The sequence below is a fragment of the Pseudomonas sp. PsB genome, from assembly GCF_043658375.1.
Lineage (GTDB): Bacteria > Pseudomonadota > Gammaproteobacteria > Pseudomonadales > Pseudomonadaceae > Aquipseudomonas > Aquipseudomonas putida_Z.
Genome location: NZ_JBIGLU010000013.1, coordinates 114161 through 140683 on the forward strand (window position 1 = coordinate 114161; position 26523 = coordinate 140683).

Genomic DNA, 26523 nt, shown 5'->3' on the forward strand with positions numbered 1-26523 from the left:
GGACACGGCGAGCTACCCATGATCATCAGTTTTCGACACAAGGGACTGCGAATTTTTCATGAAACGGGCAACACCCGAGGGATCCAGGTCTCTCACGCAAAGCGCTTGAAGCGGCAACTCCAGTTTCTTGATTGCGCCATGTCTGCGCAAGATTTGAGCGTTCCAGGCTGGCAGTTGCATCCGCTCAAAGGGGAGTTATCGGACTTCTGGTCAGTCAGTGTCTCTGGTAACTGGCGGCTGATCTTTCGCTTCGTGGGTTCGGATGTCGAACTGGTCGATTACCTTGATTACCACTGAATAGGAGAGCTGAGCATGCCTTTGCACAATCCGCCACATCCAGGCGAAACCTTGCGTGAAGATGTTCTGCCCGCGTTAGGTCTGACGGTGAAAGCCTTCGCATCGCATCTTGGGTTCTCTCGAGAAGCGCTTTCGCGGGTATTGCATGGTCGCGCGGCGATGTCTCCAGACTTGGCAATACGCCTGGAGATGGCTGGAATCAGCACCGCCCGGTTGTGGTTGGCCATTCAGGCTGATTACGATATCTGGCAGGCGCGTCACCGACAGCAACCTGTGATTACCCGGTTGTTTCAGGCCGCCTGATGTAAAAGTGTGAAACGACCGGGGTAGACTAGGGCAAACCCCTTCGGCACGGAGCACACATGGGCATTCGCGGTACTGATCGGCAGATCGACAACATCGAGTTCAATTTCATCTACCCAGACGGTTATGAGCTTGCGGTGTGGACGGCCCAAGCCTGATGGCCAACCACAAGATCGAAATCCGCCGGCGCAATATCGAGAAGATCCTGCAGGCGGCGGAAAAGGTGTTCGCCGAGAAGGGCTACGGCGCCACCTCGATGGGTGATATCGCCGAGCACGCCGAGTTGCCGCGTTCCAACCTGCATTATTACTTCAGCACCAAGGACGACCTGTTCCGCGCGGTGCTGCAGGACCTGCTGGATGTGTGGAAGCAGGACGCGCTGTGCTTCGAGAACTTCGACGACCCGCGCGTGGTGCTGACCAGTTACATCCGGGCGAAGATGGGCCACTCGCGCTCGCGACCGCTGGGCTCGAAGATCTGGGCCGAAGAGATGCTGCATGGGGCGCCGGTGCTGGGAGTGAACCTGGATGAAAGCCTGGTGCCCTGGGCCAAGCTGAAGGAAGCCAAGATCCGCCGCTGGGTGGAGGAGGGGCGCATCCTGCCGGTGGAACCGTCGGCGCTTTTGTACATGATCTGGGCCTCGACCCAGCACTATGCCGACTTTGGTTACCAGGTGACGTTGCTCAATGGCGGGGAGGCGTTGTCGGACATGGCCTTTGAAAATGCCGTGCAGACGGTGACCAGCGTGATCTTGCGGGGGATCGGGCTGGAGCCTTGAACCGAGAGCCAGGCTGACGCGGCTTTTGTAGGAGCGGCCTTGTGTCGCGATCGGGCCGCAAGGCGGCCCCCGGTTTTCTGCATCAAAGCGCAAATTGCCGGGGCCGCTTTGCGGCCCGATCGCGACACAAGGCCGCTCCTACACGAACCGCACCAGATGGGCCGGGCAGCAATCTGCCTCAACTGGCCTCGCGGTAGGGATTACGCGGGTCCTGCGTCCAGTTCAGGTACGGCTTGCCGGTATCCTGAGCCACCATCTCGATGCAGTTCTCCACCGGGCAGGTGATCTGGCACAGGTTGCAGCCCACGCATTCCTCCTCGATCACGCTGTAGGCATGCGTGCCATCTGCCTTCAGCGTACTGGCAATCGCCTGGTGCGAAGTATCCTCGCAGGCAATGTGGCAGCGCCCGCAGCCAATGCATGCTTGCTGGTCGATGTGCGCCACCGACTTGTAGTTCATGTCCAGGTACTTCCAGTCGGTGGTATGCCCCACCGCCTGGCCGCGGAACGCCTCGATGTTGCGGTGCCCGTGCTGGTCCATCCAGCGCGCCAGGCCGTCCTTCATGTCCTCGACGATGCGGAAGCCGTGCAGCATCGCTGCCGTGCACACTTGCACGGCGCCACTGCCCAGGGCCATGAACTCGGCTGCGTCACGCCAGCTGCCGATGCCGCCAATGCCGCAGATCGGCAAGCCGCGCGTTTGCGGGTCGCGGGCGATTTCCGCCACCATGTTCAGGGCAATCGGCTTTACCGCCGAACCGCAGTAGCCGCCATGGGTGCTCTGGTCGCCGACGATGGGGTGGGCGACCATGCGGTCGAGGTCGACGCTGGTGATCGAGTTGATGGTATTGATCAGCGACACTGCATCGGCCCCACCACGGTGCGCGGCGCGCGCCGACTGGCGGATGTCGGTGATGTTCGGCGTGAGTTTGACGATCACCGGCAGCGAGCAGTACGTCTTGCACCAGCGGGTGACCATTTCAACGTACTCCGGCACCTGGCCGACCGCAGCACCCATGCCGCGCTCCGGCATGCCGTGCGGGCAGCCGAAGTTCAGTTCGATGCCATCGGCCCCGGTGGCTTCCACCAGCGGCAGGATGAACTTCCACGAGTCTTCCACGCACGGCACCATCAGCGACACGATCAGCGCGCGGTCGGGCCAGTCCTTCTTCACCTGGGTGATTTCGCGCAGGTTGATGTCCAGCGAGCGGTCGGTGATCAGCTCGATGTTGTTGATGCCCTGCACCTGGCGGTTGGGGCCGTAATGCGCCGAGTAGCGCGACGACACGTTGACTGCCGCCGGGTCTTCGCCCAGGGTTTTCCACACTACGCCACCCCAGCCGGCCTCGAAGGCGCGGACCACGTTGTAGGCCTTGTCGGTTGGCGGTGCTGAGGCCAGCCAGAAGGGGTTGGGTGCCTTGATGCCGGCAAATTCGATGGACAGGTCGGCCATTTACGCAGCCTCCACGTTGAGCATGAGTTGGGCATGGATGGCTTCGGCGGCCAGCTTGCCGTGTTGCACCGCCTGGACGGTAAGGTCCTGGCCCAGGGCGGTGCAGTCGCCGCCGGCATATACGCCCGGCAGGCTGGTTTGCATCGTTTCGTCGACGCGGATGCGCTCGCCGTCGCGAGCCAGTTGTGCGGCCACCGGGTCGCCGAGGCTGGCTTCGTCGAAGCGTTGGCCGATGGCCTTGAAGATGGCGTCGGCGGCCAGCTCGAAGGTTTCGCCGGTGTCGCGCAGGCGGCCGTCTGCCAGCTCGGTGCGGGCAAAGCGCATGCCGCGCACCTTGCCGCTGTCGTCCAGCAGCACGGCATCGGGGCGGGCCCACGTGTGCAGGCGTACCTGGTTGGCCTTGGCGATGTCCTGCTCGTGGCCGGTGGCACCCATGTCGGCATGGCCACGGCGGTACACCAGGTTGACGTCACGGGCACCCAGGCGGCTCATCTGCACGGCCATGTCGATGGCGGTGTTGCCGGCGCCGATCACCAGGCAGCGGTCGGCCAGGGGCAGCTGGCTCAGGTCGTCGGCCTGGCGCAGTTCGCGGATGTATGCGGTGGCGGCGAGCAGGCCGGGGGCCTCTTCATCCGGCAGGCCGAGCTGGCGCACGGCATTCAGGCCCAGGCCGAGGAACACTGCGTCGTACTGATCGCGCAGTTCGCCCAGGCCGAGGTTGCTGCCCAGGCGCTGGCCATGGCGGATCTCGATGCCGCCTATGCCGAGCAGGAATTCCACTTCACGCTGGGCGTAGTCGTCCACCAGCTTGTAGCGGGCGATGCCGTACTCGTTGAGGCCACCGGCCTTGTCGCTGGCCTCGAACACCACCACATCATGCCCGTGCATGGCCAGGCGGTGGGCGCACGACAGCCCGGCGGGGCCAGCACCAATTACGGCGATGCGCTTGCCAGTGGCCGGCGAGCGCTGGAACGGGTGCTCGGTGAACTGGGCGTTGTCCAGGGCATAGCGCTGCAGCTGGCCGATCAGCACCGGTGCGCATTCCTGCGCGTTGTTGCGCACGCAGGCTTGCTGGCAAAGGATTTCGGTCGGGCAGACGCGTGCGCAACTGCCGCCGAGGATGTTGGCCGAGAGGATGCGCTCGGCGGCGCCTTGCAGGTTTTCGTCGCTGATGCGGTGGATGAACGACGGGATGTCGATGTCGCTGGGGCAAGCGTTGACGCAGGGGGCGTCATAGCAATACAGGCAGCGTGCGCTTTCGACGGCAGCCTGGCGGGCGGTGAGGGGTGGGGCCAGGTCGCTGAAGCGCTCGGCCAGCTGGTCGGCGCCGGCCTGGGGGCGCGGCAAGTGGTTCAGGGCGTCGATCACGGTTGTAGCCTCTCTATTTTTATGGATGCAGGCGACAAGCATTGCGGTGGTTTCTGGGGCCGCTGCGCGCCCCAATGGCTTCAGCGCTGGACGGGCGTCGGCCGCTGCACTTCGGCCCTGCGCCCCAGCACCTCGTACACCGACGGATACGCCGGCCGTTCCACATACCGGCCCGCGCCTTTTTCCGCACGCAGGTCGCCATCGGCCCAGAGCACCTTGCCCTGGCTGATGGTATGGCTGGGGATGCCGCGCACGGTACGGCCTTCGAAGATGTTGAAGTCCACCTTCTGGTGGTGGGTCCTGGCCGAGATGGTGCGCGTACCTTGCGGGTCCCACAGCACCAGGTCGGCGTCGGCGCCAACACGAATGGCACCTTTGCGCGGGAACAGGTTGAAGATTTTCGCGGTGTTGGTGGAGGTCAGCGCGACGAACTCATGCATCGACAGGCGCCCGCTGTTCACCCCGGCATCCCACAGCACCGCCATGCGGTCCTCGATGCCGGCAGTGCCGTTGGGGATACGGCTGAAGTCGTCGCGGCCCATGGCTTTCTGCTCGGCGCAGAAGCAGCAATGGTCGGTGGCGGTGGTGTGCAGGTTGCCCGACTGCAGCCCGCGCCACAGCGCCTCCTGATGTTCGCGCGGACGGAACGGTGGGCTCATCACGTAGCCTGCGGCGGTGGCCCAGTCCGGGTCACGGTAGACGCTGTCATCCAGCAGCAGATGGCCTGGCAGCACTTCGCCGTACACCGGCTGGCCCTTGCCCCTGGCATAGGCGATTTCGTCCAGCGCTTCGCGGCTGGAAACATGCACCAGGTACAGTGGCGTGCCCAGGGTCTCGGCAATGCGGATGGCGCGGCTGGCCGCCTCGCCCTCGACCTGGGAGGGGCGTGACAGTGGGTGGGCTTCCGGCCCGGTCAGGCCCTGGGCCAGCAGTTTTTTCTGCAGGTGGTACACCAGTTCGCCGTTCTCGGCATGCACGGTGGGCACCGCACCCAGTTGCAGGCAGCGCTCGAAGCTGGCCACCAGGGTGTCGTCGGCGGCCATGATCGCATTCTTGTAGGCCATGAAGTGCTTGAAGCTGTTCACCCCATGTTTGGCCACCAGTTCGCCCATTTCTTCGGCCACCTGCTCGCTCCACCAGGTGATGGCGACATGGAAGCCGTAATCGCTGGCGCTTTTCTGCGCCCAGCCGCGCCAGGTGTGGAAGGCCTCCAGCAACGACTGCTGCGGGTTGGGGATGACGAAGTCGATGATCGAGGTGGTGCCACCGGCCAGGCCCGCGGCGGTGCCGCTGAAGAAGTCTTCGCTGGCCACGGTGCCCATGAACGGCAGCTGCATGTGGGTATGCGGGTCGATGCCGCCGGGCATCAGGTACTGGCCGCTGCCGTCGAGGATCTCGCAGTCGGTGGGCGGTTCGAGGTTTTGCCCGATGGCGCGGATCAGGCCATCGGCACACAGGACATCGGCGGGGTAACTCTCTTCGTGAGTGACCACGGTGGCGCCACGGATCAACAGGGACATGCCGTTTTCCTCGCAGGCTGACCGGTCTGGGCCGGTTCTTGGAATTGTCTGGGTGCAGGGCGGGCAGGGCGGTTAATCCTGTCAGACCTGACAAGATTGGAGGCTAGATGCAGATACGGCATTCAGCAAGAAAATTTTCCCATTAATTTTGTGGTTTTTAACTCATTGAAATTAAGGAAATTATTTGATTTGCGGTGCTGACTACGGGGCTTTTTGAAACTTTGACTGACTTGACAAGATGGAAATCTGGTCGAGATTTTCAAGCACATAAAGCGTGTGTACTCCGGCCATCGCATCAACCCGATGGGCAAACAACTACAAGAACATCTGGAGAAGGCCCCCATGCAGCAGAGCAGATCGGAAGTGGTCGAGCAGGATGGCCTGTTCGAGCTGTCCGAGGGCAGCGATGTCCTCGACAGCCCGCGCTACAACCACGACATCGCCCCGACCAAGGTGCACCAGCGCACCTGGAACAAATGGCATATCACCGCCCTGTGGGTAGGCATGTCCATCTGCGTGCCCACCTACACCCTCGGCGGCGTGCTCACCGCCTACTTCGGCCTCAGCGTGGGCGAGGCCTTGCTGGCGATTTTGCTGGCCAACCTGATCGTGCTGATCCCGCTCACCCTCAACGCCTTCCCTGGCACCAAGTACGGCATTCCGTTCCCGGTGCTGCTGCGTTCGTCGTTCGGCATCCTCGGCTCCAACGTGCCATGCCTGATCCGGGCAGTGGTCGCCTGTGGCTGGTTCGGCATCCAGACCATGTTCGGCGGCCTGGCCATCCATCTGTTCCTCGGCTCGGTGTTCGACGGCTGGAAAGCTTTGGGCGGCACCGGCGAGGTGATCGGCTTCATGATCTTCTGGTGCCTGAACCTGTGGGTGGTGCTGCGCGGCGCCGAGTCGATCAAGTGGCTCGAAACGCTTTCGGCACCGCTGCTGGTGGCGGTCGGCGTCGGCCTGCTGTTCTGGGCCTTGCCGCACATGTCGATGACCGAACTGCTGGCCCAGCCGCCCAAGCGCCCGGAAGGGGCGAACATGCTCGGCTACTTCTGTGCCGGGCTTACCGCCATGGTCGGTTTCTGGGCCACGCTGTCGCTGAACATCCCCGACTTCAGCCGCTACGCCCGCAGCCAGAGGGACCAGATTCTCGGGCAGATCTTCGGCTTGCCGCTGACCATGTTCCTGTTCGCCGCGCTGGGCGTTGTGCTCACCGCTGCTTCGGCATCGCTGGTTGGCGAGACCGTGTCCGACCCGGTCAGCCTGATCGGCAAGATCCACAGCCCGTTCTGGGTGGCCCTGGCCATGGCGCTGATCGTGATCGCCACGCTGTCGACCAACACCGCGGCGAACATCGTGTCGCCGACCAACGACTTCCAGAACATCGCCCCACGCCTGATCGGGCGCAGCCGCGCGGTGTGGCTGACCGGCTTCATCGGCTTGGCGCTGATGGGCCATGAGCTGCTGAAGAAGCTGGGCTGGATCGTCTCCGACCTGAGCCTGGAGAGCGTGTACTCCAACTGGCTGCTGGGCTATTCCAGCCTGCTGGGGCCGATCGCCGGGATCATGGTGGTGGACTACTTCCTGATCCGCCGGCAGAAGCTGGACCTGGCCGGGCTTTACCGCGACGACGTGTACCCGGCGTGGAACTGGGCCGGTTTTGCCGCCTTTGCGTTGCCGGTCGCGCTGACCGTGATGGCCATTGGCAACAGCAGTTTCAGCTGGTTCTACGACTACGGCTGGTTCACCGGTTCGCTGCTGGGCGGGGCGCTGTATTACCTCTTCGCCGGCGTGGTCGCGCGCAGCCCGGCGCGGGTGGCCAAGCCCTTGCCGTGAGACCGCGCTGGCTTCTTCGCGGGTAAACCCGCTCCCACAGGTACAGCGCAGGTCCTGAGGCCAACGCTGTACCTGTGGGAGCGGGTTTACCCGCGAAGAGGCCGGCACAGACAACAAAAATGCCTGAGGAAAATCCCATGACCCCAGCCCAACAAGTACTGCAATCCACCCAGCACCACATCGACAGCACCCGCCTGTGGCAGTCCCTGATGGACCTGGCCCGCCTCGGTGCCACCGCCAAGGGCGGCGTGTGCCGCCTGGCCCTGACCGACCTCGACCGCCAGGCCCGCGACCTGTTCGTGCAGTGGTGCGAGGGCGCCGGTTGCACGGTCAGCATCGACGCCGTCGGCAACATCTTCGCCCGTCGCCCGGGGCGTAACCCCAAGCTGCCCCCGGTGATGACCGGCAGCCATATCGACACCCAGCCCACCGGTGGCAAGTTCGACGGCTGCTTCGGGGTGATGGCTGGGCTGGAGGTGCTCCGCACCCTCAACGACCTGGGCATCGAAACCGAAGCACCGCTGGAAGTGGTGGTGTGGACCAACGAGGAAGGTTCGCGCTTTGCGCCGTGCATGATGGGTTCCGGGGTGTTCGCCAGCAAGTTCACCCTGGAGGAAACCCTGGCCAAGCGCGACGCCCAGAGTGTCAGCGTTGGCGAGGCGTTGAACGCCATCGGCTACGCCGGCCCGCGCGCCGTATCAGGCCACCCGGTGGGGGCCTATTTCGAAGCGCATATCGAGCAGGGCCCGATCCTCGAAGATCAGCGCAAGACCATCGGCGTGGTGCTGGGCGCGCTGGGCCAGAAGTGGTTCGACCTGACCCTGCGCGGTGTCGAGGCCCATGCCGGCCCTACGCCCATGCACCTGCGCAAGGACGCCCTGGTCGGCGCGGCGGCGGTGGTGGAGGCAGTCAACCGCACTGCCCTCGGCCACCAGCCCCATGCCTGTGGCACGGTGGGTTGCCTGCAGGCCTACCCGGGCTCGCGCAACGTGATCCCGGGCGAAGTGCGCATGACCCTGGATTTCCGTCATCTGGAGGGTGAGCAGCTGAATGCCATGATTGCCGATGTGCGCGCAGTGATCGAGGCGACCTGTGCCCGGCATGGCCTGAGCCACGAACTGGTACCCACGGCCGATTTCCCGGCGTTGTACTTCGACAAGGCCTGTGTCGAAGCCGTGCGCCAATCGGCGCAGGCGCTGGGCCTGCCGCACATGGACATCGTCAGCGGCGCGGGGCACGACGCGATCTTCCTGGCCGAACTGGGGCCGGCGGGGATGATTTTCGTGCCGTGCGAGAACGGTATCAGCCATAACGAGATCGAGAACGCCACGCCCGAGGACCTGGCTGCGGGCTGCGCGGTGTTGCTGCGCGCGATGCTGGCAGCGTCGGAGGCGATTGCCAGTGGGCGGTTGGCGGCCTAGCGCCGTTACCGTCAGCAGGTTGCGCTGCCTACCTTGGCCTCATCGCCGGCAAGCCGGCTTGCGGCTGATACGGTCGAGGTGGGAGCGGCCTTGTGTCGCGAAAGGGCCGCACAGCGGCCCCGGCAATATCAGCGTTGATCTCAAGATACTGGGGCTGCTTTGCAGCCCTTTCGCGACACAAGGCCGCTCCCACAGAGGATCGCACCAGCCTGATCAGATCTGCCCGGGGCAGACGCAGGTCGAACGTGCCGCGTGCACAATTGTGGCCATGCCAAATCATCCGGCCGGTTCGAGACAGCCATCGCGCCCGATGTGATAGCGCTGCAGGTCCTGCGCCAGGGTCAGCTGCCCGCTGTAGTGGGCGAGGGCTTCGTCGCGCACGTTGTCGATGCTCGGGCTGCGCCGTGGGTCGTTCTGGTAGCGGGCGCTGAAGTGAGTCAGCACCAGGTTGCGCACGCCCGCAGCTTCGGCAAAGCGCGCCACTGCAGCCGCGGTGCTGTGGCCGAAGGTGACCCCCGTGCGCTCGACCACCGCCTGGGTGAACGTGGCCTCGTGTACCAGCACGTCCGCGCCCTTGGCGACGTCGGCCAACAGCTCGGGGTTGTCGTTGTCGCCGCACACGATCACCCGCCGTGGCGGGCGCGAAGGGCGCAAGTATTCATTGCCGTGCAGCAGCCGACCGCCATGCTGCACCGTCAAACCCTTGGCCAGCTCACCCCACAGCGGGCCGCGGGGGATGCCGTCGGCATCCAGGCGCGGTATGTCCAGGCGCGGTTCGGGGTTGAGCTCGGTGAACACGAAGCCGACGCTCGGCACCCGGTGCGAAAGCTGCACGCTGGTCACTTGCAGGGCGTCACTGCGCCATTCCACCAGCTCTTCCACGGCCAGCAGGCGCAGTTCGAACGGCAGGAAGGTATCGCTGGCCACCAGCCCCTGGCGCACCCAGTCGTGCAGGGCGGCGGGCAGGACAAGGTCCAGCGGCTGGGTGCGCCCGCTCATGCCAGCGCTGGCCAGCAGGCCCGGCAGGCCGAAGCAATGGTCGCCGTGCACGTGGGTGATGAAGATGGCTCGCAGGTCGCGGATCGACAGCGGCGTATGCAGCAGCCGGTGCTGGGTGCCTTCGCCGCAGTCGACCAGATACCAGTGGCTGCCACTGGCTTCGATCACTGCGATGGCGCTGACGTTGCGTGCCTTGGTCGGCACGCCGGCGGAGGTGCCCAGGAACAGCAAATCCATGGTCTGGCTCCTTGTTTCAGTCCAGCAGTGACGTCAGCACCAGCGGGCGGATGGGTGTCGGACGGATACGGGGGGCAGGTAGCGGCGTGGTACTCAACGGGCTCGTTCCTTCGAGGTGGTAAGGGCGCACACCTTAGCCGGATTGCCGCATGTCGTCGATGGCCCGCCAGGTGTTGCCTACTCGGCCTGCCGCCAGATCAGCTTGCTGGTGTCATAGCCTTGCTCCCGGGCGATCGTCAGCAGTTGTTCGCGCAGCTGGTCGGTGACCGCGGGCGTGCGCGAAAGCAGCCACAGGTATTCGCGGTTCGGGTGGCCGACCAAGGCTACGCGGTAGTCCTGGTCGTGGTACAGCACCCAGTACTCGCCCTTGGTCAGGCCGGGCGCGAGGCGGCTGAACCAGTTGTCGAAGCGCACCCAGAGCTTGTCGGTGCTGCCCGGTTGCTGGGCTTCGGCGATGCCCTTGGCCTGGCTCCACTGGCCGTCCTTTTCCTGGCAGCGGTTGGTCACGTCGAGGCGGCCGTCCTCTCGCAGGCCATAGTGCGCTTCGGACTGCACGCAGTTGCGCTGGAAGAACATCGGCAACCGCGCGAGTTCGTACCAGGTGCCCTGGTAACGTTGCAGGTCGACCTGCTGGGTGCGCGGCGGCGCCGGGTGATCGTTGCCGGCACAGCCGAACAGGGCCAGGGTCATGCAGCAAAACAGCAACGTGGTGCGTAGCGCCATGGTGAACCTCCTTGATACGGACGGGGCTTACCTGTGTTTCGATGCGAGCGAGAGGCAAAAGTTGTACGCAATCGTGCCTTTCAGAACGAACCTGTCTGCACTTGACCGGCACGCACGTAACGGGCGATGACCACGCCCTTGGGCGAAACCTGCGAGTGCTGCAGGGTGAAGGCCGCCGCTGCCGCATCGTCGCCGAACAGGCGCTTGCCGTGGCCGAGCAGCAACGGGTGGATCAGCAGATGCAGTTCATCGACCAGGCCCGCCGCCAGCAATTGCTGCACCAGATCGCTGCTGCCCTGGGTCAGCAGGTTGGCGCCGTCCTGTTGTTTCAGCGCGCGGACCGCTGCTGTGATGTCTGCGCCCAGAGCATGGCTGTTGTGCCAGTCGAGGGTTGCGGGGGTGTGGGTGGCCACGTGCTTGGGCACCCTGTTGAACAGGTTGGCGATGGAGAAGTCTTCCGAGCTGTCTTTTACCTTTGGCCAGTAGCCGGCGAAGATGTCGTAGGTGCGCCGGCCCAGCAGCAACTCGAAGGGCTGGCTGAACAGGGCCTGCATGGCCTGGCCGAAGACTTCCTCGGCGTAGGGCACGATCCAGCCGCCGTAGGTGAAGCCGCCGCTGGTGTCTTCCTGCGGGCCACCGGGGGCTTGCATGACACCGTCGAGGCTGATGAAGGCGGCTACGATGAGTTTGCGCATGGGGACTCTCCTGTTGGCAGCCGGGGTGGCTGGGGGCATGGGATAGTCGAATGGCAGGCAGCAGAATCGACAGGGCTGTTTGAGTGGTCTGCACTGGCCCTTTCGCGGGTAAACCCGCTCCCACATGATCACCACAGTTTCGAAGGCTGTGCAGTACCTGTGGGAGCGGGTTCACCCGCGAAGAGGCCGGTGCAGGCTACCTCAAAGCCAGTAGGTCACCGCCCACCACCCCAGCCCACCCATCACTACGGTATAGGGCAAGGCCATCCACACCATTCGCCCGTACGACAGCCGGATCAGCGGCGCAATCGCCGAAGTCAGCAGGAACAGGAACGCCGCCTGCCCATTCGGCGTCGCCACGCTCGGCAGGTTGGTGCCGGTGTTGATCGCCACCGCCAGCGTCTCGAAATGCTCGCGGCTCATGCTGCCATTGAGGAACGCCTGCTTCACCTCGGTGATGTAGATGGTGGCAACGAACACGTTGTCGCTGATCGCCGACAGCAGGCCGTTGGCCAGGTACAGCATGCCCGGTTGCTGTTCGGCCGGCAGCGCCAGCACCCAGGCAATCAACGGGCTGAACAGTTGCTGCTGATGAATCACCGCCACCACGGCGAAGAACACCACCAGCAATGCGGTGAACGGCATGGCGTCCTGGAAGGCACGGCCCAGGCGGTGTTCGTCGGTAATGCCGGTGAATGCCGTGATCAGCACGATCACCATCAGGCCGATCAGGCCGACCTCGGCGACGTGCAGCCCCAGGCAGACGATCAGGATCAGTGCGGCGAACCCTTGCACCCACAGCGCGATGCGCTGGGCAGTGGTGCGTGCTGCATCGTCCTCGGCGGCGTAGGCGGCCAGTACCTGACGCACCGGCTCGGGCATCAACGTGCCGTAGCCGAACAGGCGCAGCTTCTCCAGCAGCACGCAGGTCAGCAGGCCGGCGCCCAGCACCGGCAGCGACACCGGTGCCACCTTCAGGAAGAAATCGGCGAAATGCCAGCCCATCTCATGGCCGATCAGCAGGTTCTGCGGCTCGCCCACCAGCGTGCACACGCCGCCCAGGGCGGTACCCACCGCGCCATGCATCAGCAGGCTGCGCAGGAAGGCGCGGAACTGGTCGAGGTCTTCACGGTGCAACTGTGCGACCTGCTGGTCGCTGTCCAGCGCACTGTCTTCGCGCGGGTTTGCCCCGGAGGCGACGCGGTGGTACACCGCATAGAAACCCACCGCGGCGCTGATTATCACGGCGGTCACGGTCAGCGCATCGAGAAACGCCGAGAGGAATGCCGACAGCACGCAGAACAGCAACGCCAGGATTGCCTTCGAACGCACCCCCAGCAGGATGCGCGAAAACAGGAACAGCAGCAGTTCCTTCATGAAGTGGATGCCTGCGACCATGAACATCAGCAGCAGGATCACCGGGAAGTTGTGCTGCAGCTCTTCGTACAGGGCTTGCGGGGTGGTCATCTGCAACAGCAGGGCTTCGACCAGCAGCAGGCCGCCAGGCATCAGCGGGTAGCACTTCAGGGCCATGCCCAGGGTGAAGATGAATTCGAGCACCAGTGCCCAGCCGGCAGCGACCGGGCCGACGGTCACCAGCAGCAGCGGGTTGAGCACCAGGAACAGGCAGATGACTGCCTTGTACCAAAGCGGCGACTGGCCCAGAAAACTGTGGGCGAGGGCGCCGGTCAGGGAGCGCGACATGAATTTGTATCCTTATGATTCGGCGATGGCGCACGGTGCCGGATCAGCGCGTCTTAGGCAAGGCGTAAAGTCCCGTTTTTGGCACAAGTGCGGTCATCGGGCTGGGTTACCATCCGCTCCATGAACCCTTCACCCGCAGGAGTGCCGCCCGTGACCGAGTACAGCGCATTCAAGGTCGAACTGACCGACAGCGTCGCCCACGTTCAGATCAACCGCCCGGACAAGCGCAATGCGATGAACGCGGCCTTCTGGGAGGAGATCATCGACATCTTCCAGTGGGTCGACGACACCGACGCGGTGCGGGCGGTGGTGATCAGCGGTGCCGGCAAGCATTTTTCCGCTGGTATCGACCTGATGATGCTGGCTTCGCTGGCCGGGCAGATGGGCAAGGACGTGGGCCGTAACGCACGCTTCCTGCGCAGCACCATCCTGCGCCTGCAGGCGTCGTTCAATGCCGTGGACAAATGCCGCAAGCCGGTGCTGGCCGCGGTGCAGGGTTACTGCATTGGCGGCGCCATCGATCTGATCTCGGCCTGCGACATGCGCTACTGCAGCAGCGACGCGCAGTTCTCGATCAAGGAAATCGACATGGGCATGGCCGCCGATGTCGGCACACTGCAACGTTTGCCTCGTATCATCGGTGACGGCATGATGCGTGAGCTGGCTTTCACCGGGCGCAATGTCGAGGCCGAAGAGGCGCTGCGCATCGGCCTGGTCAACCGGGTCTATGATGATCAGGCCGCGCTGATGGACGGGGTCTTTGCCATCGCCGGCGAGATTGCCGCAAAATCGCCGATCGCCGTGGCCGGCACCAAGGAAATGCTCAGCTACATGCGTGACCATCGTATCGACGATGGCCTGGAGTACATCGCCACCTGGAACGCCGCGATGCTGCAGTCCGAAGACCTGCGCGTGGCAGTGGCGGCGCACATGAGCAAACAGAAACCGACGTTCGCCGACTGATCAGGCCGGGGGACGCGCAGTAAGGGAACCCCCGACATGTCAGCACGCTGGACTACCGCAGTACTCGACCCGCAGATCACCGGGGGGCTGGTCGTGGCCCGCAGCCCGGAAGGGTTCCTGGTGGACGACAACGGCGCGCTGTTCCCTCGCGACTGGCTCAAGCGCCAGGACCTCGATGTGCTGTGCGAGCACGGCATCGGCCACTTCGACGGCCAGCCGGTGTTCCTGCTGGAGCTGCGCAGCGCCACCGACGTGCCCGGCTGCGCCTGGCGCGGCCTGCGCGCGTTCATGCTCGAGGGTGACTTCGACACCTACAAAGTGCTGGGCTATGCCGCGCAGATCGGCACCTGGGCCCGCGAGCACCGTTTTTGCGGCAGCTGCGGCCAGGCAATGACGCAGATCCGCTGGGAACGGGCAATGTACTGCCAGCCTTGCGACCTGCGCAGCTATCCGCGCATTTCGCCAAGCATGATCGTGCTGGTGACCCGTGGCGACGAAATCCTGCTGGCGCGTTCGCCACGCTTCGTCACCGGGGTGTACAGCACCCTGGCAGGCTTTGCCGAGCCGGGCGAGTCGGCCGAGGACTGCCTGGTGCGCGAAGTGCGTGAAGAGGTGGCGGTGGAAGTAAGGAACATCCAGTACGTCGGCAGCCAGTGCTGGCCGTTCCCGCATTCGATGATGCTGGGCTTCCATGCCGAGTATGCCGGCGGCGATATCGTCATGCAGCCGGACGAGATCGAGGACGCCAAATGGTTCAGCGTCCACGACCTGCCGCCGCTGCCGGCTGGGCGGTCGATTGCCCGGTACTTGATCGATCTGTACGTTGCGCGCCGCCTAGGCTTGGCCGAACCAGTGCTGCCACGCTAGGCGCACGGTCAATGCCAGCACCACGGTGATGAACACTGGGCGGATGAACTTGCTGCCGCCACTGATCGCCGTGCGTGCGCCGAAGAAGGCGCCAACCATCACCGACAGGCCCATGCACAGGCCGACGATGTAGTCCACCTGCCCGGAAATGATGAACACCGTCAGCGCTGCGATGTTGCTGACGAAGTTCATGCTGCGCGCCACGCCGCTGGCACGGACCAGGTCGATGGGGTAGAGCAGCAGGGTGCTGACCGTCCAGAACGCCCCGGTGCCCGGGCCGGCCACGCCGTCATAGAAGCCCAGGGTGAAGCCTTGCGGCACTTGCCACTTTTTCCTGATCGGCGCATCGGCATCCAGCGGCGCCTTGGGCGTGCCGCCGAACAGCAGGTAGACGCCACAGGCGAAGACGATCACCGGCAACATCTTGTTCAGCCATTCGGCCGGCATGTAGTGGGCGATCACTGCACCGAGCAAAGCACCGACCAAGGTGGCGAACAATGCCGGGCGCCATTGCGCCGGGTGGAACAGCTTGCGCCTGTAGTAGGTGAAGCCGGCGGTGGCCGAGCCGAAGGTAGAGCTGAGCTTGTTGGTGCCCAGTACCAGGTGCGGCGGCATGCCTGCGGTGAGTAGCGCCGGGGTGGTGAGCAGGCCGCCACCGCCGGCGATGGCATCGATGAAGCCGGCGACGAAGGCGACCAGGGCCAGGATCAGCAGGGTGAGGGGTTCTACGGTGAGTTCGAAGGGCATGGGGTTTTGGCAGGCAGGGAGGCAGGGGGCGGCAAAGGGCCGCACTAGAAGGGTGACATGGTAATCCTGGGGGAGGTGTGTTGCCAGTGCCGGCCCTTTCGCGGGCATGCCCGCTCCCACAGGTTACCTGCACATTTCGATACCTGTGCAGTACCTGTGGGAGCGGGCGCGCCCGCGAAAGGGGCGGTACAGGCCATCACATCAGCTACGGATAAACGCCAGCAAATCCGCATTGATCACATCGGCATGGGTGGTCGGCATGCCATGCGGGTAGCCTTTGTAGGTCTTGAGTGTGCCGTTAGGCAGTAGCTTCGCCGACAGCACCCCGGAATTTTCATACGGTACGATCTGGTCATCGTCGCCGTGCATCACCAGCACCGGCTGGGTGATGCCCTTCAGGTCTTCGGTGAAGTCGGTCTGGGAAAACGCCACGATGCCATCGTAATGGGCCTTGGCACTGCCAATCATGCCTTGGCGCCACCAGTTGCCGATGATGCCTTCGCTGGCTTCTGCACCGGGGCGGTTGTAGCCGTAGAACGGCCCGGCCGGTACATCCCGGTAGAACTGCGCACGGTTGCTGGCGACCTGGGCCTGGAAGCCGTCGAACACCGATTTGGGCAGGCCACCGGGATTAGCGGGCGTCTGCACCATCAGTGGTGGTACGGCGGCGATCAGCACGGCCTTGGCCACCTTGTCTTCAGGGTGCCGGGCCATGTAGCGCACCACTTCACCGCCACCGGTCGAGTGGCCGACATGTACGGCGCCCTGGATGCCCAGGTGAGCGACGACCGCCGCCACATCGTCGGCGTAGTGGTCCATGTCGTGGCCGTCCCATACCTGGCTGGAACGGCCATGGCCGCGGCGGTCGTGGGCGACCACGCGGTAACCGTGGGCGAGGAAGAACAGCAACTGGGCATCCCAGTCGTCGGCGCTGAGAGGCCAGCCGTGATGGAAGTGGATAACCGGTGCATCGCGCGGGCCCCAGTCCTTGTAGAAGATCTGAACGCCGTCCTTTGTAGTTACATAGCTCATGGTCGGGTCTCCTGTGTGCAGGAAGCGAAGGGAGCTATTGAGAATAGGAGGTATTTTGCCTGGTACTGGAATTTGTGGGGCACTCCCGGCCCTGCTCGGTCCCTTGTAGGAGCGGCCTTGTGTCGCGAAAGGGCTGCAAGGCAGCCCCCGGCAATGTGTGCATCTGTGCTGAAACTCTGGGGCTGCTTTGCAGCCCTTTCGCGACACAAGGCCGCTCCTACAACGGGCTGTGTCAACCGATCAGACGCGGTCGCGCATCCGGTACCAGGCCTTGGCCGCAGCTTCCAGCGGTGCTGCCAGCAGGTCTCCGCCGGGGAAGCGGCCGTTGTCGATGCCTTGGTACAGCGTCAGCAGGTCGTCGTCGCCAAGAATGGCATCGCTGACCGCCCGCGCCGCCGCCAGTGTAGGCAGCACGCCATGGCCAGAGAAACCCTGCAGCCAGTAGCGCTGGCCCTCGCGACCGACATCCGGGGTGCGCTGGATGCTGCAGTCGATATGGCCGCCCCAGGCATAGTCGATGGCCACCCCGGCCAGCTGCGGGAACACCCGCTTCAGGTAGGGGCGGGTGGCGCTGGCGACATCTTTGGGAATACCGCCCAGGTAGGTGCAGCCGCCGCCGAACAGCAGGCGATGGTCCGGGGTGAGGCGGAAATAGTCGGGCACGAACTGGTTGTCGATCACGCAACTGTTGCGCGGCAGTAGCGACTGGGCGAAGTTGGCATCCAGCGGTGCGGTGGCTACCTGATAGGAGCCAACCGGCAACAGGCGGCGCGACAGGTTGCGGTCGAGGCGGTCGATGTAGGCGTTGCAGGCCAGCACCAGCACCTGGCAGCGTACTTCGCCGCGGTCGGTACGGGCCACATAGCCGTCGCCGGCTTTCTGGTAGTCGAGCACCCGGCTCTGTTCGTAGATCCGCCCGCCAGCCGCCTCGATGGTGCTGGCCAGGCCCTGGGCCAGCTTCAGCGGGTTGAGGTGGGCGCCATTGGCGTCGTATAGCGCGGCCTGGTAGCGCGGGCTGTCGATCCATTGCGGCAGCTCGTCGCGGCCGATCAGGCGCAGGGCGTCGTAGCCCCATTTGTGTTCGGCCTCGTGCAGGGCTTCTTCCAGCATATTTACCCGGCGCGGCAGCACGGCGGTCCACAGGCTGCCCAGCCGGTAGTCGATGTCGAAGCCATGGCGCTCGGGCAGTTCGCGCATTTCATCGGCGGCCCAGCACATGCTCGCCCACAGGCGTTGGGTGCGTTCGACGCCCAAGGCCTTTTCCAGCGGCGGCATGTCGCACGACCAGCCGAGCAGTGCCTGGCCGCCGTTGCGGCCGGACGCGGCCCAGGCCACGCGGCTGGCTTCCAGCAGCGTTACGCGCTTGCCAGCCTGGGTCAGGCGCAAGGCGGTGTGCAGGCCGCTGAAGCCGGCGCCAATGATCAGGACTTCGGTGTCGTGGCTGCCTTGCAGGGTAGGGTGCAGGGGAATGCTGGCGGGGTAGGTCTGGGCGTAGTAGCTGGCGACGTGCTGGGCGGATTGTTTGAACATGCAGGGGTCTCATGAAAATTATTGTGTTTATTTTCATGAAAATTTAGCAGGTAAATTTCATGTCGCCAATGCATTGGCCGGGTTTGTGGTTTACCTCGCGTTGTTGTGTTGCCTGTCCTGGCCCTTTCGCGGGTAAACCCGCTCCCACAGAGTCATCACCGGTCTCGAGGTCGGCGCTGTAAATGTGGGAGCGGGTTCACCCGCGAAGGGGCCTGACCTGAAAGTGCAAAATCTTCAGGTTGTCGCCTTTTTTCGAGGCTGTCTTGGCTTGCCTGCGGCCGCTTTGCCCTTCCCGCCACCCCGACGCTTCTTCTTCCACGGCGGCGCAGCCCCGGCTGCCGGCCCGCTGATGGTCATGCGCATGCCGCTGCACCGTTCGACCAGCTTGCCCATCCATGCCGACTGCCGGGCGACGAACTCCTCCAGCGTCATCTCGCCACTCTGCACCATGTCCAGCGCCTGCTCCCAGATAGCCGTGGTGCCTGGGTCGGCAATGGCGCGTGGCACGGCGTCGATCAGGCTGAAGGCCGCAGGGGTGGCGGACAGCGCCTTGCCGTTCTTCACCAGGTAGCCGCGGTCAAGCAGGCCCTGGATGATGCTGGCGCGGGTGGCTTCGGTGCCGATACCAGTGGTTTCCTTGAGCTTCTGCTTCAACCGCGGGTCGTCCACCAGCTTGGCCACGTTCTTCATTGCCTTGATCAGGTCGCCTTCGGTAAACGGCTTGGGCGGCTGGGTCCACAGGTCTTTCAGTTGCAGGCCCTGCACTGTGCAGTCCTGGCCTTCGCGCAGCGCCGGCAGCACCTGGGCCGGTGGTGCCTCGCGGCCCTTGGCCGGGGTCAGCGCCTCGGGCAGCGCACGGCGCCAGCCTGGTTCGACGATCTGCTTGCCTACGGCACGCAGGGCATGGCCGGCGCAGTCGAAGTCGGCCTGGGTACGGTCGTACTCGTGGTTGGGCAGGAACTGCGCCAGGTAGCGGGCGCGGATCAGGGTGTAAACCGCCTTGTGCTTGGCTGGCAGGCGCGACGGGTCGCTGGCGGCGGCGGTGGGGATGATGCCGTGGTGGGCGCTGACCTTGGCATCGTTCCACGCCCGTGAACGGCGTTGCGGCTCCAGGTAGGGCTGCAGCGGCGCCAGGCTGGCATCGGCCCGTTGCAGGGCGGCGAGGATGGCTGGCGCTTCGGCGTGCTGGCTTTGCGGCAGGTAGCCGCAGTCGCTGCGCGGGTAGGTGATCAGCTTGTGGGTTTCGTACAGGGCCTGGGCGATGTCGAGGGTTTCCTGGGCGCCGAGGCCGAACTTTGTCGAGCACAGCTCCTGCAGGGTGCCAAGGTCGAAGGGCAGGGGTGCCGCTTCACGCACGCGCTCGGTGGTCACCTTCACGGCCCGGGCTGTACCCGCATTGCCGATGTCGGCGGCAGCCTGCTGCGCCAGGGCCTGGTTCAGGCAGCGGCCCTGGTCGTCGCAGGCGTCCTCGGGCGCGCGCCACTGGGCGTTGAAGCCAAAGCCTGCGTGTTCGAGCTGCACGTCGATGGTCCAGAACGGTACCGGCACGAAGTCGGCGATGCTGCGGTCGCGGTCGACCACCAGGCGCAAGGTGGGCGTTTGCACCCGGCCCACCGGCAGCACGCCCTGATAGCCCGACTGGCGGCCCAGCAGGGTGAACAGCCGGCTCATGTTCATGCCGATCAGCCAGTCTGCGCGCGAACGGCCCAGCGCCGAGTGGTACAGGTTGAAGGTTTCGTGGCCCGGCAGCAGCCGCGCCAGGGCCTTGCGAATGGACGCGTCATCCAGTGCCGACAGCCACAGGCGCTGCACCGGGCCGCGGTAGCGGCAATGCTCGACCAGTTCGCGGGCGATCATTTCGCCTTCGCGGTCGGCGTCGGTGGCGATCACCAGTTCGCGCGCTTCGCCGAGCAGGCGCTTGACCGCCTTGAACTGGCTGGCGGTCTTGGGCTTGACCAGCATCTTCCACTTTTCCGGGATGATCGGCAGATCGGCCAGGTTCCAGCGCTTGTAGCGTTCGTCGTAGCTGTCGGGCGGGGCGGTTTCCAGCAGGTGGCCGATGCACCAGGTCACGCAGACGTCGGTGCCTTGCCAGCAGCCATCGCCCTTGCGGTTGGCGCCGAGCACTTTGGCGATGTCTTTTGCCTGGGAGGGTTTTTCGCAGAGGAACAGGCGCATGGCCGGGGACGCTTCATCGGGGGTGATGGGCGATAGGATGCGCAAGAGAGGGCGCGGAGGCAAGTTTTATCTGGATGGATGTACAGGTTTTTGTCAGGGGAGATGTATTTTGCTGTGCCGGCCTCTTCGCGGGCTTGCCCGCTCCCACAGGTACTGCACAGCATTCAATATCTGTGGGGTCCTTGTGGGAGCGGGCAAGCCCGCGAAGAGGCCGGTACAGGGATCAGGCGCGCGAGTCGCGCACCATGTCCACGTGCGGGATGCCGGCTTCGAGGAACTCTTCGCTGACTACGCGAAAGCCCAGCCGCTCGTAGAACGGCGTGGCGTGCACCTGGGCGCTGAGCATTTGCTGCTTCAGGTCGCGGTTCTGTGCTTCGACAATCACCGCGTTCATCAGCGCGTCACCCACCTTCAGCCCGCGCCAGTCCTTCAGTACCGAGACCCGGCCGATGGTGCCGTCAGGCAGCAGGCGCGCGGTGCCGATCGGGTAGTCGCCTTCCAGGGCCAGGAAGTGCGCGGCGGTCGGGTCATCCGAGTCCCACTCCAGCTCCGGCGGCACGTGCTGTTCGGCAATGAACACCGCTTCGCGGATGCGGCGGATGTCGGCGTTGTCCTTGTGCCAGTCGGCGAGGCGCACACGAATCTTATTCATTGGCGAATCCCAGGCTTCCTTGTTTGACCAGCTGCTGTACCAGCATAAGGCCATCTTCATCCTGCAGCCATTCGCCCAGGTTGTCGATGTGCAGGGCGTCGGCCGCGCAAACCAGCTTCAGCAGCTCGCGCAGTTTGCCCGGCAGCGGGCAGCTGCGGCCGCTGGCGAACAGCAGCAGGTCTTCTTCGAACTCCGACCAGGCCAGGCGGGCGCTCGGGTTGCGGATCAGGATGGCGCCTTGTTCCAGGGCATCGATCAGCTCTTCCTCGGACAGCTCTTCACCGACGATCTGCTCGGGGTAGCGTGGCTCGGTCATGAACTGGCCGAACCAGGTCAGCAGCAGGTCTTTGTCGCCCATGTGCTTGTCGAGCAGCGCCTTGAGGCGGTCGAGGGCGTCGTGCTGGATCTGGTGCGGGTCGCTGGCCGGCTGGGCATCGGCGTCGCTGTAGCGTTCTTCGTCGGGCAGGAACTGGCCGAGGAAATCGGTGAAGTGGGTCAGTACTTCAGCGGCGCTTGGCGCGCGGAAGCCTACCGAGTAGGTCAGGCAGTCGTCCACGGCCACGCCGTAGTGGGCCAGGCGTGGTGGCAGGTAAAGCATGTCGCCCGGCTCCAGGGTCCACTCATCGCTCTGCTCGAAGTCGGCGAGGATGCGCAGGTCGGCGTGCTCCAGCAGCGAGCTGTCGCTGCTGCACATCTGGCCAATTTTCCAGTTGCGCTGGCCGTGGCCCTGCAGCAGGAACACGTCGTAGTTGTCGAAGTGCGGGCCGACGCTGCCACCGGGGGCGGCGAAGCTGATCATCACGTCATCGATGCGCCAGCTGGGCAGGAAGCGGAAGTTTTCCAGCAGTTCGGCTACTTCCGGGACGAACTGGTCCACGGCCTGCACCAGCAGGGTCCAGTCCTTTTCCGGCAGCTCGGCAAAGGTATCTTCGGTGAACGGGCCGCGGCGCAGCTCCCACGGGTGCGCGCCGTGCTCGAGCACGATACGCGACTCTACTTCCTCTTCCAGGGCCAGGCCGGCCAGCTCGTCGGGGTCGATCGGGCTGATGAAGTCCGGGAAGGCCTGGCGCACCAGCAGCGGCTTCTTCTGCCAGTAGTCGCGCATGAATTCGCGGGCCGAGATGCCGCCCAGCAGCTGCAGTGGAGTATCAGGATTCATGTTCAACCTATTGAAAAAATGTAATTTTCGTTCGGGAATAAAAACGCCCGGCCAGGCCGGGCGTTGAACGCGACGGTCAGCTTAGATGCGTTTGGCCTGTGCTGCCGCGTTGCCGATGTAAGTAGCAGGGGTCAGCTGCTTGAGCTCGGCCTTGGCTTCGGCTGGCATGTCCAGGCCGTCGATGAAGGTCAGCAGCGCTTCCGGGGTGATGCCCTTGCCACGGGTCAGCTCTTTGAGCTTCTCGTAGGGGTTTTCGATGTTGAAGCGGCGCATCACGGTCTGGATCGGCTCGGCCAGCACTTCCCAGCAAGCGTCCAGGTCGGCGGCGATGCGGGCTTCGTTGACTTCCAGCTTGCCGATGCCTTTCAGGCTGGCTTCGTAGGCGATGACGCTGTGGGCAAAGCCCACGCCCAGGTTGCGCAGCACGGTGGAGTCGGTCAGGTCACGCTGCCAGCGCGAGATCGGCAGCTTGCTGGCCAGGTGCTGGAACAGCGCGTTGGCGATACCCAGGTTGCCTTCGGAGTTTTCGAAGTCGATCGGGTTGACCTTGTGCGGCATGGTCGACGAGCCGATTTCGCCGGCAACGGTCTTCTGCTTGAAGTAGCCCAGCGAAATGTAGCCCCACACATCGCGGTCGAAGTCGATCAGGATGGTGTTGAAGCGGGCGATGGCGTCGAACAGCTCGGCGATGTAGTCGTGCGGCTCGATCTGGGTGGTGTACGGGTTGAACTGCAGGCCCAGCTCGTCTTCGATGAAGGCGCGGGCGTTCTGCTCCCAGTCGATCTGCGAGTAGGCCGACAGGTGGGCGTTGTAGTTGCCCACGGCACCGTTGATCTTGCCCAGCAGCGGTACGGCGGCAACCTGGGCGATCTGGCGCTCCAGGCGGTACACGACGTTGGCCAGTTCCTTGCCCAGGGTGGTCGGCGAAGCCGGCTGGCCGTGGGTGCGCGACAGCATCGGCACGTCGGCGTGGGCGTGGGCCAGGGCGCGGATGGCATCGGCGATCTGGCGCATCAGCGGCAGCAGCACTTCGTCACGGCCGGCGCGCAGCATCAGGGCGTGGGACAGGTTGTTGATGTCCTCGCTGGTGCAGGCGAAGTGGATGAACTCGCTGACCTTGGCCAGCTCAGGCAGCTTGGCGGCCTGCTCCTTGAGGAGGTATTCGATCGCCTTGACGTCGTGGTTGGTGGTGCGCTCGATTTCCTTGACGCGTTCGGCGTGCTCGAGCTTGAAGTCGGTGGCCAGGCTGTCCAGCAGGGCGTTGGCTTCGGCGGAGAACGCCGGCACTTCGCCGATCTGCGGGTGGGCGGCCAGGCGCTGCAGCCAGCGCACTTCGACCAGGGCGCGGAAACGGATCAGGCCGAATTCGCTGAAAATGGGGCGCAAGGCCTGGGTTTTGCCGGCATAACGGCCGTCTACAGGGGAAACCGCAGTGAGCGAAGAAAGCTGCATGGGGTGTTCTCGGACAGTCAGGCTTTTGGAAGGGCGCATATCATACATGAAAAATGCGCTCAGGTCGGGTGGCTGACCAAAGGTCGGCCCATGAAAAGCATGTCGCGGTCTCTGTGTAGGAGCAGCCTTGTGCTGCGAATGGGCTGCGCAGCAGCCCCGACAAGGTGTGCCGGGGCCGAAATCCTGGGGCTGCTGCGCAGCCCATTCGCAGCACAAGGCTGCTCCTACACAGGGTTCAGCGTGCGCCTGTCAGGAAGGCGAACGCATCATGTCGTACAGTTCGTTCAACAGCTTGCGCCGGCTGAATACCAGCTGCCAGCGGTGCCCGCCCAGCTGGCGCCACAGGCGTGCGGCGCGGATGCCGGCCAGCAGCAGGGCGCGGATCTTCGAAGCGTTGCTGGCCTGCTGCAGGAAGCGCATATCGCCATGTACCTGGATGCGCTGGCGCAAGGTGCTCAGGGTGTCCTGGTACAAGGCTCCACTGGAAGCGATGACGTTTTCATGAACCAGGCCGAAATGCTCGGCCTGGGACTGGATTTGCGGCAGGCGGTTGCCGATGGTGTCGAGCAGGTCGCCGCGCTTGTTCAGCTGGCGCTCCAGGCCCAGCATCGACAGGGCGTAGCGCAGCGGCTCGCGCTGCAGGCTGCTGGGGTCGCGCTCCAGCGCGCCGACCAGCGCGCGATAGCCGTCGCGCAGGTTCAGGTCGTCACCGCCGAACACCTCCAGGGTGTCCTTGGGGTCGCGGACCAGCAGGCTACCGAGCATGCAGCCGATGTTGGCCTCGCTGGCCTGGCCGGTGCGGGCGATGCGGTCGACCAGTACGGCGGCCTGGAACACACCGCCCAACGCAATCAGCTGCTCCTGCAGGTTGCTCATGCGCGCGGGCTCCACGGCTCGGCGGCTTCGATCACGCCGCCGCCCAGGCACACTTCGCCGTCGTAGAACACCACCGACTGGCCCGGGGTAACGGCGCGTTGCGGTTCGTCGAACACCGCACGGTAACCGCTTTCGGTCAGTTCCAGGGTGCACTGCTGGTCGCTCTGGCGGTAGCGCACCTTGGCGGTGAGCTGGCGCGGGCTGCTGAGGTCGACCGGGTTGACCCAGAAAATTTCCGAAGCGAGCAGGGCGCGAGAGAACAACCACGGGTGTTCATTGCCCTGGCCGACCACCAGCACGTTGCGGGTCAGGTCCTTGTGCAGCACGTACCACGGCTCGTCACCGGCGTCCTTCAGGCCGCCAATGCCCAGGCCCTGGCGCTGGCCGATGGTGTGGTACATCAGGCCGTGGTGGCGGCCGATCACTTCACCGTCGGTGGTCTCGATGTTGCCCGGCTGGGCCGGCAGGTATTGCTTGAGGAAGTCGCTGAAGCGGCGCTCGCCGATGAAGCAGATGCCGGTGGAGTCCTTCTTCTTGGCGGTGGCCAGGCCGTGCTTTTCGGCAATGGCGCGTACTTCGGGCTTTTCCAGCTCGCCAACCGGGAACAGGGTGCGGGCGATTTCCTTGCCGCCGACGGCGTGCAGGAAGTAGCTCTGGTCCTTGTTCGGGTCCAGGCCCTTGAGCAGTTCGGTGAGCTCGCCGGTGTCGCGGCGGCGCACGTAGTGGCCGGTGGCGATCAGGTCGGCACCCAGCGACAGGGCGTAGTCGAGGAACGCCTTGAACTTGATTTCGCGGTTGCAGAGGATGTCCGGGTTGGGCGTGCGGCCGGCCTTGTACTCTTCGAGGAAGTGCTCGAAGACGTTGTCCCAGTATTCGGCGGCGAAGTTGGCGGTGTGCAGCTTGATGCCGATGCGGTCGCATACGGCCTGGGCGTCGGCCAGGTCTTCACGGGCGGTGCAGTATTCGGTGCCGTCGTCTTCTTCCCAGTTCTTCATGAACAGCCCTTCCACCTGGTAGCCCTGCTCCATGAGCAGAAGGGCGGAGACGGAAGAGTCCACGCCGCCGGACATGCCGACGATAACGCGGGTCTTGGCGGGGTCTTTGAGTGCTGGGCTGGTCATGGTTACCGGTGTGTATCAAGGGGGAAAAACGCCGATTCTATCAAACCTGCGGCGGCGCGTCAGTCGCGCAGCAGGTCGAGGCTGTGCAAGGGGCCTTTGAGGTAGTCGTCGAGGCAGCGTGGCACCAGCTCGCTGCGCCAGCGGGCGGGGTCGGCCAGCAGTTCGTCGCGGGTCAGCCACACGGCGCGGACGATGTCGCTGTCCAGCGCCAGGTCGGCGTGATGGCGCACGGGGCGGGCGGCGAAGCAGATGCGCTGGTAGGTCACGCCGTTGCTTGGGGCGGTGTACAGGTAGATGCCTACGACGCCGGTGAGCTCGACTTCCCAGGCGGTTTCTTCGAGGGTTTCGCGCAGGGCGGCCTGGGGCAGGGTCTCGTTGGGTTCGAGGTGGCCGGCGGGCTGGTTGAAGACGTGCTGGTTGGCTTTGAATTCTTCGACGAAGAGGAACTTGCCTTCGTGTTCGACGATGGTTGCGACGGTGATGTGGGGTTGCCAGGTCATAGGTGGTGTCCTTCCAGATTTTGGGACCGCTGCGCGGTCCTTTCGCGACACAAGGCCGCTCCTATGTATGGACTCGCCCACACTGTCTAGCTGCTTTTGAACATAGGAACCCGGT

Annotated in this window: 24 protein-coding genes; 7 read left to right on the top strand and 17 right to left on the bottom strand. The window is 64.5% G+C overall.

Features of this window, described 5'->3' with window-relative positions; all coding sequences use genetic code 11:
- The first annotated feature begins 18 nt into the window (after positions 1 to 18).
- From ACGLHT_RS17190 to ACGLHT_RS17200, 3 genes are all read left to right on the top strand, one after another.
- Entirely contained in the window at positions 19 to 297 is a 279-nt protein-coding gene (locus ACGLHT_RS17190; protein WP_025339799.1) for a type II toxin-antitoxin system RelE/ParE family toxin, read from the top strand.
- Positions 298 to 312: 15 nt separating this feature from the next.
- Complete coding sequence (locus ACGLHT_RS17195) at positions 313 to 600, top strand: HigA family addiction module antitoxin (RefSeq protein ID WP_025339798.1); 288 nt, start codon at positions 313 to 315, stop codon at positions 598 to 600.
- A gap of 157 nt (positions 601 to 757) precedes the next feature.
- Entirely contained in the window at positions 758 to 1378 is a 621-nt protein-coding gene (locus tag ACGLHT_RS17200; protein ID WP_025339797.1) for a TetR/AcrR family transcriptional regulator, read from the top strand.
- A 178-nt stretch (positions 1379 to 1556) separates the two neighbouring features.
- Here ACGLHT_RS17200 and preA read toward each other — a convergent pair whose 3' ends face one another.
- From preA to hydA, 3 genes are all read right to left on the bottom strand, one after another.
- Positions 1557 to 2831 (bottom strand): NAD-dependent dihydropyrimidine dehydrogenase subunit PreA, encoded by a 1275-nt coding sequence (gene preA / locus ACGLHT_RS17205; RefSeq protein WP_025339796.1) that lies wholly within the window; start codon positions 2829 to 2831, stop codon positions 1557 to 1559.
- On the bottom strand, positions 2832 to 4199 hold the full coding sequence (locus tag ACGLHT_RS17210) for an NAD(P)-dependent oxidoreductase (protein ID WP_137164376.1): 1368 nt from the start codon (positions 4197 to 4199) through the stop codon (positions 2832 to 2834). It lies immediately after the preceding gene.
- Between the two features lie 80 nt (positions 4200 to 4279).
- The gene (hydA, locus tag ACGLHT_RS17215; protein WP_137164375.1) at positions 4280 to 5719 is read right to left on the bottom strand and encodes a dihydropyrimidinase; all 1440 of its coding nucleotides are present in this window, start codon (positions 5717 to 5719) and stop codon (positions 4280 to 4282) included.
- Between the two features lie 342 nt (positions 5720 to 6061).
- On the opposite strand from hydA, the gene ACGLHT_RS17220 reads away from it, so the two are divergent.
- A complete protein-coding gene (locus ACGLHT_RS17220; protein ID WP_137164374.1) occupies positions 6062 to 7552 on the top strand; it encodes an NCS1 family nucleobase:cation symporter-1 in 1491 nt (496 codons plus the stop codon).
- Positions 7553 to 7689: 137 nt separating this feature from the next.
- Positions 7690 to 8973, top strand: coding sequence for a Zn-dependent hydrolase (locus tag ACGLHT_RS17225; RefSeq protein WP_274120752.1), 1284 nt, complete (start codon positions 7690 to 7692; stop codon positions 8971 to 8973).
- Positions 8974 to 9249: 276 nt separating this feature from the next.
- On the opposite strand, the gene ACGLHT_RS17230 is transcribed toward ACGLHT_RS17225, so the two are convergent.
- The 4 genes from ACGLHT_RS17230 to nhaB form a co-directional block, all read right to left on the bottom strand.
- A complete protein-coding gene (locus tag ACGLHT_RS17230; protein ID WP_137164372.1) occupies positions 9250 to 10209 on the bottom strand; it encodes a ribonuclease Z in 960 nt (319 codons plus the stop codon).
- A 177-nt stretch (positions 10210 to 10386) separates the two neighbouring features.
- The gene (locus tag ACGLHT_RS17235; RefSeq protein WP_274120753.1) at positions 10387 to 10932 is read right to left on the bottom strand and encodes a lipocalin family protein; all 546 of its coding nucleotides are present in this window, start codon (positions 10930 to 10932) and stop codon (positions 10387 to 10389) included.
- 80 nt (positions 10933 to 11012) lie between these two features.
- Positions 11013 to 11627 (bottom strand): dihydrofolate reductase family protein, encoded by a 615-nt coding sequence (locus ACGLHT_RS17240; protein WP_137164370.1) that lies wholly within the window; start codon positions 11625 to 11627, stop codon positions 11013 to 11015.
- A 201-nt stretch (positions 11628 to 11828) separates the two neighbouring features.
- A complete protein-coding gene (nhaB, locus tag ACGLHT_RS17245) occupies positions 11829 to 13331 on the bottom strand; it encodes a sodium/proton antiporter NhaB (protein WP_003258843.1) in 1503 nt (500 codons plus the stop codon).
- A gap of 150 nt (positions 13332 to 13481) precedes the next feature.
- Between nhaB and ACGLHT_RS17250 the strand changes: the two genes are divergently transcribed.
- Positions 13482 to 14294 (top strand): crotonase/enoyl-CoA hydratase family protein, encoded by an 813-nt coding sequence (locus tag ACGLHT_RS17250; protein WP_137164369.1) that lies wholly within the window; start codon positions 13482 to 13484, stop codon positions 14292 to 14294.
- Positions 14295 to 14330: 36 nt separating this feature from the next.
- A complete protein-coding gene (gene nudC / locus ACGLHT_RS17255) occupies positions 14331 to 15161 on the top strand; it encodes an NAD(+) diphosphatase (RefSeq protein ID WP_274120754.1) in 831 nt (276 codons plus the stop codon).
- On the opposite strand, the gene ACGLHT_RS17260 is transcribed toward nudC, so the two are convergent.
- The 10 genes from ACGLHT_RS17260 to ACGLHT_RS17305 form a co-directional block, all read right to left on the bottom strand.
- Complete coding sequence (locus ACGLHT_RS17260; RefSeq protein WP_013973303.1) at positions 15129 to 15908, bottom strand: TSUP family transporter; 780 nt, start codon at positions 15906 to 15908, stop codon at positions 15129 to 15131. The two genes, nudC and ACGLHT_RS17260, sit on opposite strands and share 33 nt — an antisense overlap.
- A 201-nt stretch (positions 15909 to 16109) precedes the next feature.
- Positions 16110 to 16940: an alpha/beta fold hydrolase gene (locus tag ACGLHT_RS17265; protein ID WP_075045649.1), complete on the bottom strand. Its 831-nt coding sequence runs from the start codon at positions 16938 to 16940 to the stop codon at positions 16110 to 16112.
- A gap of 240 nt (positions 16941 to 17180) precedes the next feature.
- On the bottom strand, positions 17181 to 18470 hold the full coding sequence (locus tag ACGLHT_RS17270) for an FAD-binding oxidoreductase (protein WP_137164366.1): 1290 nt from the start codon (positions 18468 to 18470) through the stop codon (positions 17181 to 17183).
- A gap of 234 nt (positions 18471 to 18704) precedes the next feature.
- Positions 18705 to 20648: a DNA topoisomerase III gene (locus tag ACGLHT_RS17275; protein ID WP_274120755.1), complete on the bottom strand. Its 1944-nt coding sequence runs from the start codon at positions 20646 to 20648 to the stop codon at positions 18705 to 18707.
- A 223-nt stretch (positions 20649 to 20871) separates the two neighbouring features.
- The gene (locus ACGLHT_RS17280; protein WP_003258855.1) at positions 20872 to 21300 is read right to left on the bottom strand and encodes a GNAT family N-acetyltransferase; all 429 of its coding nucleotides are present in this window, start codon (positions 21298 to 21300) and stop codon (positions 20872 to 20874) included.
- Entirely contained in the window at positions 21293 to 22459 is a 1167-nt protein-coding gene (locus ACGLHT_RS17285; RefSeq protein ID WP_085590573.1) for a cupin domain-containing protein, read from the bottom strand. Before ACGLHT_RS17285 ends, ACGLHT_RS17280 begins: the two co-directional genes overlap by 8 nt.
- An 81-nt stretch (positions 22460 to 22540) precedes the next feature.
- Complete coding sequence (gene purB, locus ACGLHT_RS17290) at positions 22541 to 23911, bottom strand: adenylosuccinate lyase (protein WP_013973297.1); 1371 nt, start codon at positions 23909 to 23911, stop codon at positions 22541 to 22543.
- Between the two features lie 249 nt (positions 23912 to 24160).
- Positions 24161 to 24787 carry a high frequency lysogenization protein HflD gene (gene hflD, locus ACGLHT_RS17295; RefSeq protein WP_015270973.1) on the bottom strand — a complete coding sequence of 209 codons (627 nt, stop codon included), beginning with the start codon at positions 24785 to 24787 and terminating at the stop codon, positions 24161 to 24163.
- Positions 24784 to 25908, bottom strand: a complete 1125-nt coding sequence (gene mnmA / locus ACGLHT_RS17300; protein WP_025339779.1) for a tRNA 2-thiouridine(34) synthase MnmA — start codon at positions 25906 to 25908, stop codon at positions 24784 to 24786. The genes hflD and mnmA overlap by 4 nt, the downstream gene beginning before the upstream one ends.
- Positions 25909 to 25967: 59 nt before the next feature.
- Positions 25968 to 26408, bottom strand: coding sequence for an NUDIX hydrolase (locus tag ACGLHT_RS17305; protein WP_025339778.1), 441 nt, complete (start codon positions 26406 to 26408; stop codon positions 25968 to 25970).
- Positions 26409 to 26523 lie beyond the last annotated feature (115 nt).